Source organism: Frigoribacterium sp. NPDC087798 (assembly GCF_044742985.1).
In the GTDB taxonomy this organism is placed as follows: domain Bacteria; phylum Actinomycetota; class Actinomycetes; order Actinomycetales; family Microbacteriaceae; genus Frigoribacterium.
In genome coordinates this window covers 188,938-203,803 of sequence record NZ_JBIUVP010000005.1, presented here as the reverse complement: position 1 = coordinate 203,803, position 14,866 = coordinate 188,938, and the positions used below count along the sequence as shown (strand labels likewise).

The window sequence follows — 14,866 nt, the reverse complement described above, 5'->3', positions numbered from 1 at the left end:
GGATGTGATGGCTGGGTGCTGTGGGCCAGGTGCCGACCCGTGCGAGACGCTACGGCGACGGGTTAACCACGGTCGCCTGCCCCGGTGAACGGAAGGTGAACGAGGGGGGAACATCGGCCCGGACAGGCGCGTCCGGACGGCGGTCGACCCCCGCCCGGTGCGGGCGGGGGTCGACCGTCTCGGCGTCGCGAGGAGCCGAGGAGGCGCGGGTCAGGCGGCCGGGCCGTGCGTCTCGATCGCGACGAGCGCCGTGTCGTCGACCGAGACGTGCAGCACCGTGAACTCGGCCGTGCCGAGCGACGAGGCACGGCGCAGGTCGATGCGGTCGCCCCCCTTGGTGCCCAACGAGATCTGTCGGATGACCTCGGGCAGCACCGGGCCGTGGCTGCAGATGACGGCAGCGGCCTTCTTCTTGAGGCGTTTCTTGACGACGCCGGCGACGTCGTCCGTGCCCTGCTCGAAGGCGTCCTGGCTGATCGCGTCGGTCTGCTTGACGCCGACCCGGGTCAGCTCGGAGAGGGGCTCGAGGGTGGCCAGGCACCGCGCCGCCGTGCTGCTGACGATGCGGGTGGGGGCCCAGGCGGCGATGACGGGGGCGACCGACCTCGCCTGGCGGCGGCCCTGGGGCAGCAGGGGGCGCGTGGCGTCCGAGCCGTGCCAGTCGGACGGCGAGGTCGTCTTGGCGTGGCGCAGGGCCACGATCGGGAAGGTGCGGGCCGTGCCCGTCGCCACCCGGTCGGCGAAGCGCTGCAGCACGTCGGCGTCGCGGGCGTAGGTCAGCATGGCCTTCGCCTTCTCGATGCCGACCCACTCGATGGCCGCGACCTCGTGGTTGGGCGTGAACGTCCCGGCCGCGGCGAAGGACTCGTCGGTGACCTCGGCGGACCAGTAGTGCACCACCTTGTCGCGACCGCCGGGCAGCAGGTACTCGGCCGTGCCGAGCGGGGCGCCCAGCGTCACCCGGTAGCCCGTCTCTTCGTGGATCTCGCGCACGGCCGTCTGCGGCGTCGCCTCGCCCGGGTCGACCTTGCCCTTAGGCAGCGAGACGTCGCCGTGGTGGTCGCGGTGGATCAGCAGCACCCGGACCTTGCCGTCGACGAGGCGCCAGCAGACGGCACCCGCGGCGACGACCGTCGTCGAGGTGATGGTCATCGCTTGGAGCGCTTCCGCTGCGTGATGGCCTTCATCTGGGCGTTCTGCAGATCGGTCAGCGAGCGGCCGTCGGCGTCACGCGCGTGGCGGGTCCAGGTGCCGTCGGCCTCGAGCCACCACGAGGCGGTCTCGTCCGACATCGCCTGCTCGAACAGGTCGGCGACCTCGGCGAGGTGGTCGGCCTGCGTCAGGCGCACCAGGGCCTCGACGCGACGGTCGAGGTTGCGGTGCATCATGTCGGCGCTCCCGATGAAGACCTGCGGGTCGCCGTCGTTGAGGAACCAGAACAGACGGCTGTGCTCGAGGTACCGCCCGAGGATCGACCGCACCCGGATGTTCTCGCTCAGGCCCGGCTCGCCCGGCTTGATGGTGCAGATGCCGCGCACCCAGACGTCGACGGGCACCCCCGCCTGGCTCGCCTTGTAGAGGGCGTCGATGATCTGCTCGTCGACGATGGAGTTGATCTTGATGCGGATGCCGGCGGGTCGGCCGGCCTGGGCGTTCTCGATCTCGTTCTGGATCTGCTTGAGCAGACCTCGGCGGAGGTAGCGGGGAGCCACGAGCAGCCGCTTGAACTTCTTCTCGATCGCGTAGCCCGACAGCTCGTTGAACAGGCGCGTCAGGTCTTTCCCGACCTGGTCGTCGGCGGTGAAGAGCCCCATGTCTTCGTAGATGCGGCTGGTCTTCGGGTTGTAGTTGCCCGTTCCGATGTGCGTGTAGTGCTTGAGCGTGCCCTTCTCCTGGCGGATGACCAGGGCGAGCTTGCAATGGGTCTTGAGCCCGACGAGGCCGTAGACGACGTGCACGCCGGCCTTCTCGAGCTTGCGGGCCCAGGTGATGTTGTTCTGTTCGTCGAACCGCGCCTTGACCTCGACCAGCGCGAGGACCTGCTTGCCCGCCTCGGCGGCGTCGATGAGCGCCTCGATGATCGGGCTGTCGCCGCTGGTGCGGTAGAGCGTCTGCTTGATGGCCAGCACGTTGGGGTCGGCCGCGGCCTGTTCGAGGAACGCCTGCACGCTGGTCGCGAACGACTCGTACGGGTGGTGCACGAGGATGTCCTGCCGGGCGATGCTCGCGAACATGTCGGGCTTCATGTTCGGCTCGGTCTGCTGCAGCTGCACGGCGGTGGTCGGCAGGTGCTTGGGGTACTTGAGGTCGGCCCGCGGCATCTTGGTGATCTCGAACAGGCCGGCCAGGTCGAGCGGGGCCGGCAGCTTGTAGACCTCTTGATCGGTCACGTCGAGTTCGCGCACGAGCAGCTCGAGCGTGACCGGGTCCATGTCGTCGGTGATCTCGAGGCGGATCGGCGGACCGAACCGGCGGCGCAGCAACTCGCGCTCGAGGGCCTGGATGAGGTTCTCCGACTCGTCCTCGTCGACCTCGACGTCCTCGTTGCGGGTGACGCGGAACACGTGGTGCTCGACGACCTCCATGCCGGGGAAGAGGTCTTGCAGGTGGTTGGCGATCAAGTCCTCGAGGGGGATGAACCGCACGCGCCCGCTGTCGTTGTCGGGCAGCTGCACGAAGCGCGGCAGCATCTGCGGCACCTTGAGGCGCGCGAACTCCTGTCGCATCGTCTTGGGGTTGCGGACGCGGATGGACAGGTTCAGGGACAGCCCCGAGATGTAGGGGAAGGGGTGGGCCGGATCGACGGCCAGCGGCATGAGGACCGGGAAGATCTGCTCGGCGAAGATCTCGCGCATGCGGACCCGGTCGGCCTCTTCGAGGTCGGACCAGTTCTCGATGTGGATGCCCGCGTCGTCGAGGTCGGGCTTGACGAGGTCGAGGAACGCCCGGGCGTGGCGTTCTTGCAGCTCGTGGGCCTTCCGGTTGATGTCGGCCAACACCTCGTTCGGCCCGCGCCCCACGTTGGTCGGCACGGCGAGGCCCGTCGCGATGCGGCGCTTGAGGCCGGCGACCCGCACCATGAAGAACTCGTCGAGGTTGCTCGCGAAGATCGCCAGGAAGTTGGCCCGTTCGAGCAGCGGCGTGGTCGGGTCTTCTGCGAGCTCGAGCACGCGCTGGTTGAACGCGAGCCAGCTCAGCTCGCGGTCGAGGTAGCGCTCGGCGGGCAGGGTGCCGTCCTCGAAGCTGACGATCTCGTCGAAGTCGTCGAGGAAGTCGGGGGTGACGCCGGCGCCGTCGACGCGGGGTTCGCTGCTGTCCATCGCACCATCGTGCCACCCCCGACCGCCTCGCAGCGTCGTCCCGGGTAAACGCGAGATGACGTGTGGACACCCGGCCGCGGGGGAGGAGCGGTCGAGGGGACGACGACGCCCCCGCCGGGTGGGCGGGGGCGTCGTCGCAGTGGAGGACCTGCGGTTACTTCTCTTCGTTCTTCAGGGCGAGGCCCAGGGCGAAGAAGGTCGGCGCCCAGTGGCCGATGAAGATGCCCCAACGGTCGGACTGGGCCTTGTCGGACGAGTCCTTGCCCTGCGAGGCGATCCAGGCCACGAGGGCGATCACGATCGAGGCGAACCCGCCCCAGTAGGCGTGCTTGCTCTGGAGGCCGAGATCGGAAAGGAACTTGACGGGGTTCATGTTGTTCTCCTGACGATGGGATGCGTGCCTTGCGCGGTGCCTCAATCCACTCCCCGGTGCTGGGAGTGCGGTGGCAGGTTGGCTCGGACCCCAGGAGTAGGCGTCGCCGCCCCGCTTCTGTACCCCGGCTGTACCCCTTGGGTCAGGTGAGCGGCGTGGCGACGCTCGAGGTGAACGTGGCGCCGTCGGCGGTCACGTCGCTGATGAGGCCGCCCACCCGCACCGGCACGGGGGCGAGCGAGCCGTAGACGCCGCTGTTTCCCGCAGCATCGACGCCCTGGGCGGTGAAGGAGGCCGAGCCCGGAGTCGTGGTGCTCACCGTCCACCCGCCGTCCTGCCAGTCGCCGACGGTGAACTGCGGCGCGGACTCGAGGGTCCACTTCTGGCCGGACAGCGTGTACCGACCGGACTCCGTGTCGTACAGGCCGAAGCTGCAGCCCTCCGGACGCAGGTCGGTCGAGGCGATGCAGCCCGCCACCCAGGCGTCGACGGCCGCGGTCGCCGCCTCGGTGCCGGCGGGCGTGAGCGCGGTCGTGAGCAGGGTCGGTTGGGCGATGGCGTCGGCGCCTTCGACCACGGCGGTGGCGGAGGTCGCCGAGTACGACTCGTTCTCGGCGGCGAGGGCGACCTCGTAGCTGCCGGGGAAGGCCTTGAGGCTCACCGATCCGTCGGACCCCCGGGTCACGGGAGTGCCGTCGACGGCGATCTCCGCCGATGCCGGTCCGGCGACCTGCACCGAGACCGTGCCGAGGTCGACCGGCTGGAGCGCCCATCGGTCGAAGAGGAGCAGATCGCGCCCGTCGCGCACGAGCGTGAACTCCTGGGCGTGGGTCGACCCGTCGCCGCGGTGCACGACGGCCTCGACCTGCGCGTCGTCCCCGTCGGTCGAGACGGCACCCACCTGGAACCCGTCGACCCGGTCGCCGGCCGCGGCATAGGCCACGTCGGTCAGCAGCACGTCGCCCTTGGCGACCTCGGTGCCGTCGAGCGCGAGGGCGCGTTCGACCTCGCCGGCCTGGACGGCGCCGAGGTAGTCGCGGACGGCCGCCTCGGGCCGGTGGGAGGCGCTCATCGTGGCGAACGTCACGGCACCCGCCACGACCAGCACGAGCAGCAGGGCTGCTCCACCGATCAGGCCGATCAGCAGTCGTCGACGTCGTGCGGCCTCTTCGGGCGTCCTCGGTGCCGGGGGAGTCGGAGCCTGCGCGTACGCGAACTGCGAGGTCGGCTGGCCCGAGGCGTCGTACGGCTGCTGGTACGCCCCCTGCGGCGGTCCCTGGTCGCCCGGCTGCGGCGAGGAGCCGTAGAGCTGGTCCCCGTAGCCGGTCGCCTGGTGCGGGTTCCCCTCGGGCTGCTGCCCGTACGGCAGTCCCTGGTAAGGGAACGCGGCGGGCTGCTCGTGGCCCCCGGCCGGTGCCCCGTCGTGCTGCGGCTCGTCGTGCCCCTGGTCGCCGTCCGGTCTGGTCTGATCGGTCATGATGCCCCCTCGATCGCTGTCATCCGATCCGCAGCATATCGGTGGACCGGAGGGGCCCGCACCCCCCCCCCCGAGGACGGGCCGTGCCCGGGCGGGGTTCAGCGGGTGAGGGTGTACTGCACGTCGACGGCGTGGTCCGTGAACCCGCGGGCCGCGTAGAGCCGGAGGGCGGCGGTGTTGTCCCCTTCGACGTACAGCGCCGCGGTGCCGGCGCCGCGCTCGGCGAGGCGCGCGAACCCGGCGTCGACCACCGCGCCTCCGAGTCGTTCGCCCTGGTGGTCGGGCGAGACGCCGACCGCGTAGAACTCCCCGGGCTGGCCCTCGTCGAGCTTCAGCCAGCAGAAGGCCAGCAGGTCGTCGCCGCGCCAGAGCATGAGGAAGTCGTCGGCGTCGAACCACGACTCGGCCTTCCGGGCGTCGAGGTCCGCCTGGACGAGCGAGCCCTGCTCGGGGTGGTCGGCGAACGCGCGGGCGTTGAGGTCGAGCCAGGCCTCGTCGTCGACTCCAGGCCGGAACGAGGCGACCCGGTCGGCGTCGCGGAGGCGGGGCGCACGGGGTTCGGCGGGGACGTCGGCACGCTGTTGCAGCAGGCGACGGGTCTCGGCGAGGCCGAAGCGCGCGGCGAGCACGCGGGAGCCGGGGTGGTCACCGTGTGCCCAGAACAGCAGCGGGCCCTCGGTCTCGTCGACGAGTCGTTGCAGCAACTCGGCACCGCGACCCTGTCGGCGGTCGTCGGGATGCACGACGAGCTCGGCCTCGCCCTCGCGCAGCACCGCCGCGGCGTGCGCATCGCCGACGACGGTCGCGACGCCCGACCGGACGTCGACCAGGGTCTGGTCGGAGAACGGCGGGCTGCCGTCGGCCGTGGTGGCCGCTCGGGCGAGCGGGGGCACGAAGGAGGCGCCGGTCGCGTCGGCGACGTCGGTCACCGCGACACCGTGCTCACGAGACGACCGCCTGGGCGTCGTCGTCGTAGACGTTGAACCGGTAGCCCACGTTGCGCACCGTGCCGATCAACGACTCGAGGTCGCCGAGCTTGGCCCGGAGCCGTCGGACGTGCACGTCGACCGTGCGCGTGCCGCCGAAGTAGTCGTAGCCCCAGACTTCGCTGAGCAGCTGTTCACGGGTGAAGACGCGGGAGGGATGCGTGGCGAAGAAGCGCAGCAGCTCGAACTCTTTGAAGGTGAGGTCGAGGGGGCGACCGTGCACCTTCGCCGAGTAGCTGGCCTCGTCGATGACGACACCGGAGGCGTGGATCTTCGAGCCGTTCTGCGACTGCGCGAGACGACCGGTGACCAGTCGGATGCGGGCGTCGATCTCGGCGGGGCCGGCCGTCTCGAGGATGACGTCGTCGACGCCCCACTCGCTGTTGACGGCGGTCAGTCCGCCCTCGGTGAGCACCAGGACGAGCGGCACCGTGACGCCCGTGGTCCGCAGGATCTTGCAGAGCGACTTGGCGCTGGCGAGGTCGACGCGGGCGTCGACGAAGATCAGGTCGCTCGAGGGGGCGTTCACCAGTTGCGCGGGTTCGGCCGGGATCTGCCGGGTACGGTGGCTGAGCAGGGCGAGAGACGGCAGGACCTCGGGGCCGCCCGCAGACGTCAGTACCAAGAGCTGCGCCACACGACCTCCAGTGAATGTACTGTCGAGCAGTCTAAAACATGAGACCCCGCCACTCCGACCATCCGATGCTAGGGCAGGTCGGCAGAACGGCGGACACGAACGAGGGACGAACGGTGCAGACAGGCGAACGAGACGTCGACGCGACGACGGCACGGCTGAAGCCGATCACGGTCGTCCCGGTCTGGGCCGCCACGCTCGTCGTGGCCGTGCTGATCGGCCTGCGGTCGCCCGCCTCCGAGTACTGGGACCACGTCGTCCTGGCCCTCGGCGGGGCCATCGTCCTCACCTTCGTGCTGCAGCTCGCCACGAGCCAGAAGGACGGCCTGGTCTCACGCACGATGCTCAGCACCTGCGGCAGCCTGGTGATCCTGGCCGTCGTGACGGGCGTCTTCGCACTCGTCTGAACGCCCGACCCCCGGCTCGTCTGAACGGTCGCCCCGAAGGGCTGGGCACGTCCGCGGTCGCCGGGTAGGCTCGACGGCATGGATTCCCTGCTCGCACTCGAGGTGTTCTACATCGGGCTCCTCGGCCTCGCCACCCTCGCCATCGGCTTCGTCTCGGTCGTCGTCCTGCTCAAGTTGTTCAAGGGTCAGCGCTGACCGCTCCATGATCGACATCCCCACCGACCTGCCGTCCGAGCTCGTCCCCCTCTCGTGGTTGATCGGCGTCTGGCAGGGCACCGGCGTCGTCGACTACAAGATCGGCGAGGGCGACCCCGACTCCGAACCGGGCACCGAGCGTCGCACCCACGAGTTCGGGCAGCGCATCAGCTTCAGCCACGACGGCCTGCCGTTCCTCAACTACAGCTCGTTCACCTGGCTGCTCGACGACGAGCACACGCCACTGACGAGCGAGACGGGCTACTGGCGGCTCGAACGTCCGGCCGAGCCGGGTGACCGCGGCCCGGGCATGCTGCCCGGCGTCGGAGTCCAGCCCTTCACGTCGGCCCGGGCGGTCGAGATCCTCCGCACGCCCGACGACGGCTTCGGCCTCGAGGTGCAGATCGCCCACCCGACCGGCGTGAACGAGCTCTACCTCGGACGGGTCAAGGGGCCGCGGATCGACCTCGCGACCGACGCCGTCGTCCGGTCGAGCAACGCGAAGGAGTACTCGGCGGCCACCCGCATGTACGGCCTCGTCGAGGGCAAGCTCTTCTGGGCCTGGGACATCGCGGCCCTCGGGCAAGAACTGCGCTCGCACGCATCCGGGCAGCTGGCGCGCGTTGACTGACGTCGGCGACGCGTCCCCCGACACCACGGGCCCCGTGGTCTCGCCCTTCTCGTCGCGCGACGGCTTCGTCGACGACGGCTCGGGCGTGGCGTCCCACTACGGCAATCCGCTCGGCGAACAGCGACTGCTCGCCCGGGGAGCGGCGATCGTCGACCTCTCCGACCGTGGCGTGCTGACCGTCACGGGGCCGGACCGGCTCAGCTGGCTCAACTCGCTGACGAGCCAGGCCCTGGTCGGTCTCGCGCCGGGCGTCTCGACCGAGACCCTGCTGCTCGACGCCAACGGCCGCCTCGAGCACGCCGCCCGCGTCCTCGACGACGGCGAGACCACCTGGCTGCTCGTCGACCGCGCCGAGGTCGAACCGCTCGGCACCTGGCTCGACCGGATGCGCTTCATGCTGCGCGTCGAGGTCGCCGACCGCACGGCCGACGTCGCGACGATCGGCTCGATGCACGACCTGCTCGACGGCCCCGACGGCCCCGACGGCCCCGACGGCTCCGACGGCCCTGACGGCTCTGCTCCGATCGTCCCGGTCCTGATGTCACACGACACGGCGCTCGTCTGGGTCGACCCCTGGCACGAGGTCGCGGCCGGCGGTCACAGCTACGCCGACTCCGACCGTCACCCGGGTCACGACTGGACCTACCGCGAGAGCCTCGTCCGGCGCTCCGACCTCGACGCCCTCGCCGCGTCGCCGGCCGACCGGCTCGCCGTCGCGGGCACCCTCGCCCTCGAGGCCCTGCGCATCGAGGCCTGGCGTCCCCGGCTCTCGACCGAGGTCGACGAGCGGACCATCCCGCACGAGCTCGACTGGATGCGCAGCGCCGTCCACCTCACCAAGGGTTGCTACCGCGGGCAAGAGACCGTCGCCAAGGTGCACAACATCGGTCACCCGCCGCGTCGGCTCGTCATGCTCCACCTCGACGGCAGCGACGGCGTGCTGCCCCCGCGCGGTGCCGAGGTCGTGCTGGCCCCGGTCGCCGGCGGTGCCCCCGACGCAGCCGCCACCGCAGGAGGCGCGGTGTCCGATCCCGAGGCGACCGCACCCAAGTCGGTCGGGCACGTCACGAGCGTCGCCCTGCACCACGAGCTGGGCCCGGTGGCCCTCGCGCTCGTCAAGCGCGGCACCGACGAGGCCGCACCGCTGGCCGTCGTCGTCGACGACCTGATGATCGCCGCTGCGCAAGAGATCGTCGTGCCCGCCTCGGCCGGTGCCGCCGCAGGCGTTCCCCGGTTGCCGCGCCTCGGCGCCGTCCGCCGCTGACGGCCTGGTGACGCGGTGCACCCGGGCCCGGTCGTGACCGGGCCGACGCGCGGCGGCGGGCTGCGACGCGGCTGGCACCGCGCCTCCTCGTCCTTCGACGTGCGCGACGCGACGGCGCGGACGATCGCGTCCGGTCCGGCGATCGTCCAGATCGTGCTCGCCGTGGCGGGGGCCTACGCCATCACGCACTACGGACTCGGGCACGCGATCCCCCTGCTGGCCGTGACCGTCACGATCTCGTCGCTCGGCCTGGCCCGTGACGCCCGTCCGCGTCGGGTGCTCGAGAACGCGGTCGGCGTGCTCATCGGCATCGCGCTCAGCGAGGTGCTGCTCATGGTGGTGGGCAAGGGGCTGTGGCAGATCGCCCTGGTGCTGTTCGTGACGCTCCTCGTCGCCCGGTTCTTCTCGTCGAGCGGCGCCTTCGCCGCGGCCGCCGCGACCCAGTCGATGCTCGTCATGCTGCTGCCCGACCCCGACGGAGGGGCGTTCGTCCGCAGCATCGACGGCGCGGTCGGGGGAGCGGTGGCGTTGCTCGTCACGGCGATCGTGCCGCGCGACCCGGTCGGCCTGGCCCGCCACGACGCCCGGCGCCTGTTCGACGAGCTAGACCGGGCCTTCGCGGCGCTCGTCGGCGCCCTCCGCACCGACGACGCCCCGCGGGCCGACGACGCCCTCGAGCGGTTGCGGTCGACCCAGCCGGTGCTCGACGACTGGTCGTCCACCCTCGAGTCCGCCGAGTCGATCGCGCGGCTGTCACCGTTCCTCCGCTCCCGGTTGCCCGACCTGCGGCAGCAGGCGACGGTCCGGCGCTACGTCGACCTCGCCGTGCGCAACCTGCGCGTGGTGGCGCGACGGCTCGACACGCAGCTCGGCGACGGCGTCGACCGGTCGGCCCTGGCCGACCTCCTCGAGTCGACCTCGCGCGCGGTCGCCGTGCTGGGTCGGTCGGTGCACGACGTCGAGCAGCGGCCCGTCGCCCGTGAGGCCCTGTCGGCCGTCGCCCGTCGACTCGATCCGACGGTCGTGCTGCCCGGGGCGCCCGTGACCGAGGCGATGGTCGTGCTGATGCTGCGCCCGCTGCTCGTCGACCTGCTCATGGCCACCGGCCTGGACCACGACGAGGCCCGAGGCCGACTCGCCCACGTCTGAGGTGACCTGCCCCAACTCGACCCGACCCGACCCGACCGGGCTCGCCCCGGCTCAGTCGCGAGGCGTGACGGCGGCCCAGGGCAGCGAGAGCTCGCCGAGCCGCCAGCGGGACCGCCCGCCGAGCACCGGCCAACCCATGTCGCGGAGCCCCTGCACCGTCGCGAGCCACCGTTGGACCGGCCCGTAGACCGAGAGCGGGGCCGCCACAGCCCACTGCCGGTCGAGGTCGACGAGCAGGTCGTGCACGCGCTCACCCGGCACGTTGCGGTGGATCAGGGCCTTGGGCAGCCGTTCGGCCACGATCGAGGGCAGCTCGAGCCCGGCCAGGCGCAGCGAGATCGTGAACGTCGTGGGCCCCTCGGGGGTCACGTCGATCCAGCTCGCGACCCGCCCCACCTCGTTGCAGGTGCCCTCGACGAGGACGCCTCCGGGCTGCAGCCGGCCGGTCATCAACGCCCAGGCGTCGGCGACCTGCGACTCGTCGTACTGCCGGAGCACGTTGAACGCCCGGATCACCGCGGGTCGCCGGTCGCCGTCGAGCGGCACCTCGAAGCCGCCCCGCCGGAAGCTCACGCCCGGCCGCGCCGAGAGGCTCGCCCGCCGGACGCGCTCGGGCTCGATCTCGATGCCCACGACCTCGACGTCGTCTCGCACCTTCAGGAGGCGCTGGTGCAGTTCGAGAGGAGTCGTCGCGCTCGCCCCGTACCCCAGGTCGACGACGAGCGGGTCGTCCGCCCGCCGGAACGACGGGTGCGCGGCGATCCAGCGATCGACGCGGCGCAGGCGGTTGGTGCCGGTCGTCCCTCGCGTGACGGAACCGATGGGCATGAGCCAAGTCTGCCATCGGGCCGTCGCGATACGCTGGCGGCATGACTTCGACCCTCATCCTCCTGCGTCACGGCAACAGCGAATGGAACGCGAAGAACCTCTTCACCGGATGGGTCGACGTGCGGCTCACCGAGCAGGGCCGCGCCGAGGCCAAGCGGGCCGGCGAGCTGCTGCGCGAGGCCGACCTGCTGCCCGACATCCTCTACACGTCGCGCCTGACCCGGGCGATCCAGACGGCCGACATCGCGCTCGACGAGGCCGACCGGCTCTGGATCGACGTCAAGCGGTCGTGGCGACTCAACGAACGCCACTACGGCGCCCTGCAGGGCAAAGACAAGGCCCAGACGCTCGAGCAGTACGGGCCCGAGCAGTTCCAGACCTGGCGTCGCTCGTTCGACGTGCCGCCGCCCCCGCTCGACGACGACAGCGAGTTCTCGCAGGCGCACGACAAGCGCTATGCCGAACTCGGCATCGACGCGCCGCGCACCGAATCCCTCGCCCTCGTCATCGAGCGCATGCTGCCCTACTGGCACAGCGACATCACCGAGAGCCTGGCCGCCGGTGACGTCACCCTCGTCGTCGCACACGGCAACTCGCTGCGCGCGCTGGTGAAGCACCTCGACGGCATCGGCGACGACGAGATCGCCGAGCTGAACATCCCCACGGGCATCCCGCTCGTCTACGAGCTCGACGACGACTTCGTGCCCACCGGCCCGGCCCGCTACCTCGACCCCGAGGCCGCCGCCGCCGGTGCCGCCGCCGTCGCGAACCAGGGCAAGAAGTAGCGCCTCCCGACGTTCCCACGCCCCGCGCCCCGTTCTCGGGGCGTGGGGCGCTTCGGCGTCCGGCACCCCCGGCACCCCCGGGTTCGGGGCGGTCGTCAGACGAACCGCTCGCTGATCTGCACCACCAGGTCGTCCATGTCGACGGGCGTGCTCGTGTCGACGCGGATCACGGGCCAGTCGCCGAGTGGCTCGGCCGCGGCGGCCCACGTCGGCCACGAGGCCCGGGTCGATTCGACCGTGCCGTGGGCCGGGTGCCGACCGCCGGCCGCGAGCCGGTCGACCACGCGCTGCAGCGCCGTGTCGGGGTCGACGTCGCACCACACCTCGACCGTGCGGGGCGACCCGGCACGCTCGACGCCGGCCCGGGCGAACTCGAGGTCGCGCTCCCGGTGCCAGAAGGCGTCGACGACGACGCCCGCCTCGACCTCGCCCGCCATCGCCCAGACGGTGTCCATCGCGATGCCACCGAGGGCCTCGGGGGCGATCATCGGCCCGGCCAGGTCGACCAGCGCCTCCTTGACGGGGTCCTTCGCGAGCAGCGGGCACCCGAGCACCCCGGCGAGCGTGGCCGAGAGGGTGGTCTTGCCCGATCCGGGCAGACCGTTGACGAGGATCGCGACTGAAGCCATGCCCCCATCCTCGCGGACGACGCAGGCCCCGAGAGAACGCAGGAGGCGCGGTGCCCGTCGAACGGTCACCGCGCCTCCTGTGGGCCGAGGGTCGATCAGACCTCGGGCGCGACCCAGTCGCCGGTCGCGAGGTACTGGACCTTCTTGGCGATCGAGACGGCGTGGTCGGCGAAGCGCTCGTGGTAGCGCGACGCGAGGGTGGAGTCGACCGTGTCGACGGCCGCGCCCTTCCAGGTCTCGCCGAGCACCTTGTCGAAGACGCTGAGGTGCAGCTCGTCGATGCGGTCGTCGTCGTTGCGGATCTCTTCCGCCAGGCGGACGTCCTCGGTCGTGAGCAGCTCGGTGAGCTTGTTCGCGATGGCGACGTCGAGCTCGCCGAGCTCTTTGAACGTCGGACGCAGCGACTTGGGCACGACCTTCTCGGGGAACCGGTAGCGGGCGAGCTGGGCGATGTGCTCGGCCATGTCGCCCATGCGCTCGAGCGAGGCGCTGATGCGCAGCGCGCTGACCACGATGCGCAGGTCGCGGGCGACCGGGTTCTGGCGGGCCAGGATGTCGATGGCCAGCTCGTCGAGGGCGATGGCGCGCTCGTCGATCTTGTCGTCGTCGGCGATGACCTGCTCGGCCAACGAGACGTTCGACTCGTTGAAGGCCGTGGTCGCGTTCGCGATCGAGACGGCGACGAGGCCGGCGATCTCGACGAGACGCTCCTGCACCTCCAGGAGTTCCTGCTGGAATACCTCGCGCATGTCGTGTTCGACCCTCTCGTCGTGGGGGCTCGGTGGCCCTGGGAGCACGGTGGCTGTGAGCGACGTGCGGGTCGCACGGTCGGCTCGTGACGTGGGGCAGAGTCGCCCGCACAGTCCCGACGATGGTCTCCGGTGAAGGTTAACGACCGGTGATCACCGCCTGAACTCTGACCAAAGTACAGCGGATGGGACGACCTCCCGTTCATCCGCCCGCCGGGGGGTCACTACTGTGAACGACATGGAATCCGCCTGGCTGGTGCCGTTGTCGCTGGCCTTCGGGGTCGTCGTCGGTGCCGCGATCGTGGTGGTCGTCGTCTCGGCCCACCGACGAGCCGTGCGTGCCGCGGCACTCGTCGACGTCGCCCTGCCCGACGGCATCGACGCCGTGCTCGACGCACTCGAGTCGGCGGGCCTCGTGGTCGACCCGTCGGGCAACGTGCTCAAGGCCTCGGCGGCGGCACGTCAGCTCGGCCTGGTCTCGGCCCAACAGCACCTCGTGCACCCCGAGGTCGAGACGATCGTGGACGCGGTGCGTCGGCACGGCGACCCGGTGGTCGAAGAGCTCACCCTGCCGCGCCTGCCCGGCAGCGAGGCCACCATCGCCGTGCACGTGCGGGCTGCCGCGCTCGGTGGACGATTCGTGCTGGTGCTCGCCGAGGACCGCACCGAGGGTCGTCGGCTCGACGACATGCGCCGTGACTTCGTCGCGAACATCAGCCACGAGCTCAAGACGCCGATCGGGGCCGTCGGCCTGCTCGCCGAGGCGCTGGAGTCCGCGTCGTCCGACCCCGAGCAGGTGCGCCACTTCGCCGCTCGGCTGACCCGTGAGGCCGGCCGTCTCGGCCGCCTCACGCAGGACATCATCGAGTTGTCGCGTCTGCAGGCGACCGACGCCCTCGAGACCAGCGAGTCGGTCGACGTGCGCCACGTGGTCGACACCGCCGTCGACCGCAACCGCGTGGGTGCCGAGGCGAGGGGCATCGACCTCGTCGTCCGGGGTGGCAAGCACGCGCACGTGATCGGTGACCAGGCGATGCTCGTCACGGCCGTCGACAACCTGGTCGCCAACGCGATCAACTACTCGCCGGACGGTTCGCGGGTCGGCATCGGCGCCACCCTCGACCAGGCCGGCGTGGTCGAGATCTCGGTGACGGACCAGGGCTACGGCATCCCCGACGACGAGCTCGACCGGGTGTTCGAGCGGTTCTACCGGGTCGATCCGGCCCGGTCGAGACGGACCGGCGGCACGGGACTCGGACTCGCCATCGTGAAGCACGTGGTGCAGAACCACGGCGGCGACGTGCGCGTCTGGTCGCAGGTCGGCAAGGGGTCGACCTTCACCCTGCGCCTGCCGGCGGCGGACGTCGACCCCGCCACCCGATCGATCCCGACCACGGCCGCCTCGGCACCCGAGCACCAGGAGACACGATGACCATGGA

The 14,866-nt window shown here is 71.2% G+C and carries 15 protein-coding genes; 6 read left to right on the top strand and 9 right to left on the bottom strand.

Translation table 11 applies throughout. The features are described 5' to 3' along the window. Window positions 1–210 precede the first annotated feature (210 nt). The 6 genes from ACIOSR_RS13675 to ACIOSR_RS13650 all read right to left on the bottom strand — a co-directional run bounded on the left by ACIOSR_RS13675 (window position 211) and on the right by ACIOSR_RS13650 (window position 6,793). The gene (locus ACIOSR_RS13675) at window positions 211–1,152 is read right to left on the bottom strand and encodes an NUDIX hydrolase (protein ID WP_056043236.1); all 942 of its coding nucleotides are present in this window, start codon (window positions 1,150–1,152) and stop codon (window positions 211–213) included. Next, complete coding sequence (locus ACIOSR_RS13670) at window positions 1,149–3,320, bottom strand: RNA degradosome polyphosphate kinase (RefSeq protein ID WP_056043235.1); 2,172 nt, start codon at window positions 3,318–3,320, stop codon at window positions 1,149–1,151. Before ACIOSR_RS13670 ends, ACIOSR_RS13675 begins: the two co-directional genes overlap by 4 nt. A 154-nt stretch (window positions 3,321–3,474) precedes the next feature. After that, a complete protein-coding gene (locus ACIOSR_RS13665) occupies window positions 3,475–3,693 on the bottom strand; it encodes a hypothetical protein (protein ID WP_054146872.1) in 219 nt (72 codons plus the stop codon). A 142-nt stretch (window positions 3,694–3,835) separates the two neighbouring features. Next, window positions 3,836–5,170, bottom strand: coding sequence for a hypothetical protein (locus ACIOSR_RS13660; protein ID WP_402752894.1), 1,335 nt, complete (start codon window positions 5,168–5,170; stop codon window positions 3,836–3,838). A 98-nt stretch (window positions 5,171–5,268) separates the two neighbouring features. Further along, window positions 5,269–6,099 carry a mycothiol synthase gene (gene mshD, locus ACIOSR_RS13655; protein ID WP_402752893.1) on the bottom strand — a complete coding sequence of 277 codons (831 nt, stop codon included), beginning with the start codon at window positions 6,097–6,099 and terminating at the stop codon, window positions 5,269–5,271. Between the two features lie 13 nt (window positions 6,100–6,112). Beyond that, complete coding sequence (locus ACIOSR_RS13650; RefSeq protein WP_056043227.1) at window positions 6,113–6,793, bottom strand: winged helix-turn-helix domain-containing protein; 681 nt, start codon at window positions 6,791–6,793, stop codon at window positions 6,113–6,115. Between the two features lie 113 nt (window positions 6,794–6,906). Here ACIOSR_RS13650 and ACIOSR_RS13645 point away from each other — a divergent pair, with 113 nt between their 5' ends. From ACIOSR_RS13645 to ACIOSR_RS13630, 4 genes are all read left to right on the top strand, one after another. Beyond that, window positions 6,907–7,197: a hypothetical protein gene (locus ACIOSR_RS13645; RefSeq protein ID WP_056043223.1), complete on the top strand. Its 291-nt coding sequence runs from the start codon at window positions 6,907–6,909 to the stop codon at window positions 7,195–7,197. 202 nt (window positions 7,198–7,399) lie between these two features. Then, entirely contained in the window at window positions 7,400–8,023 is a 624-nt protein-coding gene (locus ACIOSR_RS13640) for an FABP family protein (protein ID WP_043597230.1), read from the top strand. Between the two features lie 34 nt (window positions 8,024–8,057). Then, the gene (locus ACIOSR_RS13635; protein WP_402752904.1) at window positions 8,058–9,287 is read left to right on the top strand and encodes a YgfZ/GcvT domain-containing protein; all 1,230 of its coding nucleotides are present in this window, start codon (window positions 8,058–8,060) and stop codon (window positions 9,285–9,287) included. 33 nt (window positions 9,288–9,320) lie between these two features. Continuing rightward, on the top strand, window positions 9,321–10,436 hold the full coding sequence (locus tag ACIOSR_RS13630; RefSeq protein WP_402752892.1) for an aromatic acid exporter family protein: 1,116 nt from the start codon (window positions 9,321–9,323) through the stop codon (window positions 10,434–10,436). A gap of 51 nt (window positions 10,437–10,487) precedes the next feature. Here the strand turns inward: ACIOSR_RS13630 and ACIOSR_RS13625 are convergent, their stop codons facing one another. Then, complete coding sequence (locus ACIOSR_RS13625; protein WP_402752891.1) at window positions 10,488–11,264, bottom strand: class I SAM-dependent methyltransferase; 777 nt, start codon at window positions 11,262–11,264, stop codon at window positions 10,488–10,490. A 41-nt stretch (window positions 11,265–11,305) separates the two neighbouring features. Between ACIOSR_RS13625 and ACIOSR_RS13620 the strand changes: the two genes are divergently transcribed. Beyond that, entirely contained in the window at window positions 11,306–12,049 is a 744-nt protein-coding gene (locus ACIOSR_RS13620; RefSeq protein ID WP_056043208.1) for a phosphoglyceromutase, read from the top strand. A 95-nt stretch (window positions 12,050–12,144) separates the two neighbouring features. On the opposite strand, the gene ACIOSR_RS13615 is transcribed toward ACIOSR_RS13620, so the two are convergent. Continuing rightward, the gene (locus ACIOSR_RS13615; RefSeq protein ID WP_056043205.1) at window positions 12,145–12,678 is read right to left on the bottom strand and encodes an AAA family ATPase; all 534 of its coding nucleotides are present in this window, start codon (window positions 12,676–12,678) and stop codon (window positions 12,145–12,147) included. Window positions 12,679–12,773: 95 nt separating this feature from the next. Continuing rightward, on the bottom strand, window positions 12,774–13,427 hold the full coding sequence (phoU, locus tag ACIOSR_RS13610) for a phosphate signaling complex protein PhoU (protein WP_043597221.1): 654 nt from the start codon (window positions 13,425–13,427) through the stop codon (window positions 12,774–12,776). Between the two features lie 238 nt (window positions 13,428–13,665). Between phoU and ACIOSR_RS13605 the strand changes: the two genes are divergently transcribed. Then, window positions 13,666–14,859 carry a sensor histidine kinase gene (locus tag ACIOSR_RS13605; RefSeq protein WP_402752890.1) on the top strand — a complete coding sequence of 398 codons (1,194 nt, stop codon included), beginning with the start codon at window positions 13,666–13,668 and terminating at the stop codon, window positions 14,857–14,859. Window positions 14,860–14,866 lie beyond the last annotated feature (7 nt).

What these genes read in the sequence shown, in the direction of transcription:
- ACIOSR_RS13675 (WP_056043236.1), bottom strand. Translation starts at nt 1,152, where the DNA reads ATGACCATCACCTCGACGACGGTCGTCGCCGCGGGTGCCGTCTGCTGG.
- ACIOSR_RS13670 (WP_056043235.1), bottom strand. Translation starts at nt 3,320, where the DNA reads ATGGACAGCAGCGAACCCCGCGTCGACGGCGCCGGCGTCACCCCCGAC.
- ACIOSR_RS13665 (WP_054146872.1), bottom strand. Translation starts at nt 3,693, where the DNA reads ATGAACCCCGTCAAGTTCCTTTCCGATCTCGGCCTCCAGAGCAAGCAC.
- ACIOSR_RS13660 (WP_402752894.1), bottom strand. Translation starts at nt 5,170, where the DNA reads ATGACCGATCAGACCAGACCGGACGGCGACCAGGGGCACGACGAGCCG.
- ACIOSR_RS13640 (WP_043597230.1), top strand. Translation starts at nt 7,400, where the DNA reads ATGATCGACATCCCCACCGACCTGCCGTCCGAGCTCGTCCCCCTCTCG.
- ACIOSR_RS13625 (WP_402752891.1), bottom strand. Translation starts at nt 11,264, where the DNA reads ATGCCCATCGGTTCCGTCACGCGAGGGACGACCGGCACCAACCGCCTG.
- ACIOSR_RS13620 (WP_056043208.1), top strand. Translation starts at nt 11,306, where the DNA reads ATGACTTCGACCCTCATCCTCCTGCGTCACGGCAACAGCGAATGGAAC.
- ACIOSR_RS13615 (WP_056043205.1), bottom strand. Translation starts at nt 12,678, where the DNA reads ATGGCTTCAGTCGCGATCCTCGTCAACGGTCTGCCCGGATCGGGCAAG.
- phoU (WP_043597221.1), bottom strand. Translation starts at nt 13,427, where the DNA reads ATGCGCGAGGTATTCCAGCAGGAACTCCTGGAGGTGCAGGAGCGTCTC.
- ACIOSR_RS13605 (WP_402752890.1), top strand. Translation starts at nt 13,666, where the DNA reads ATGGAATCCGCCTGGCTGGTGCCGTTGTCGCTGGCCTTCGGGGTCGTC.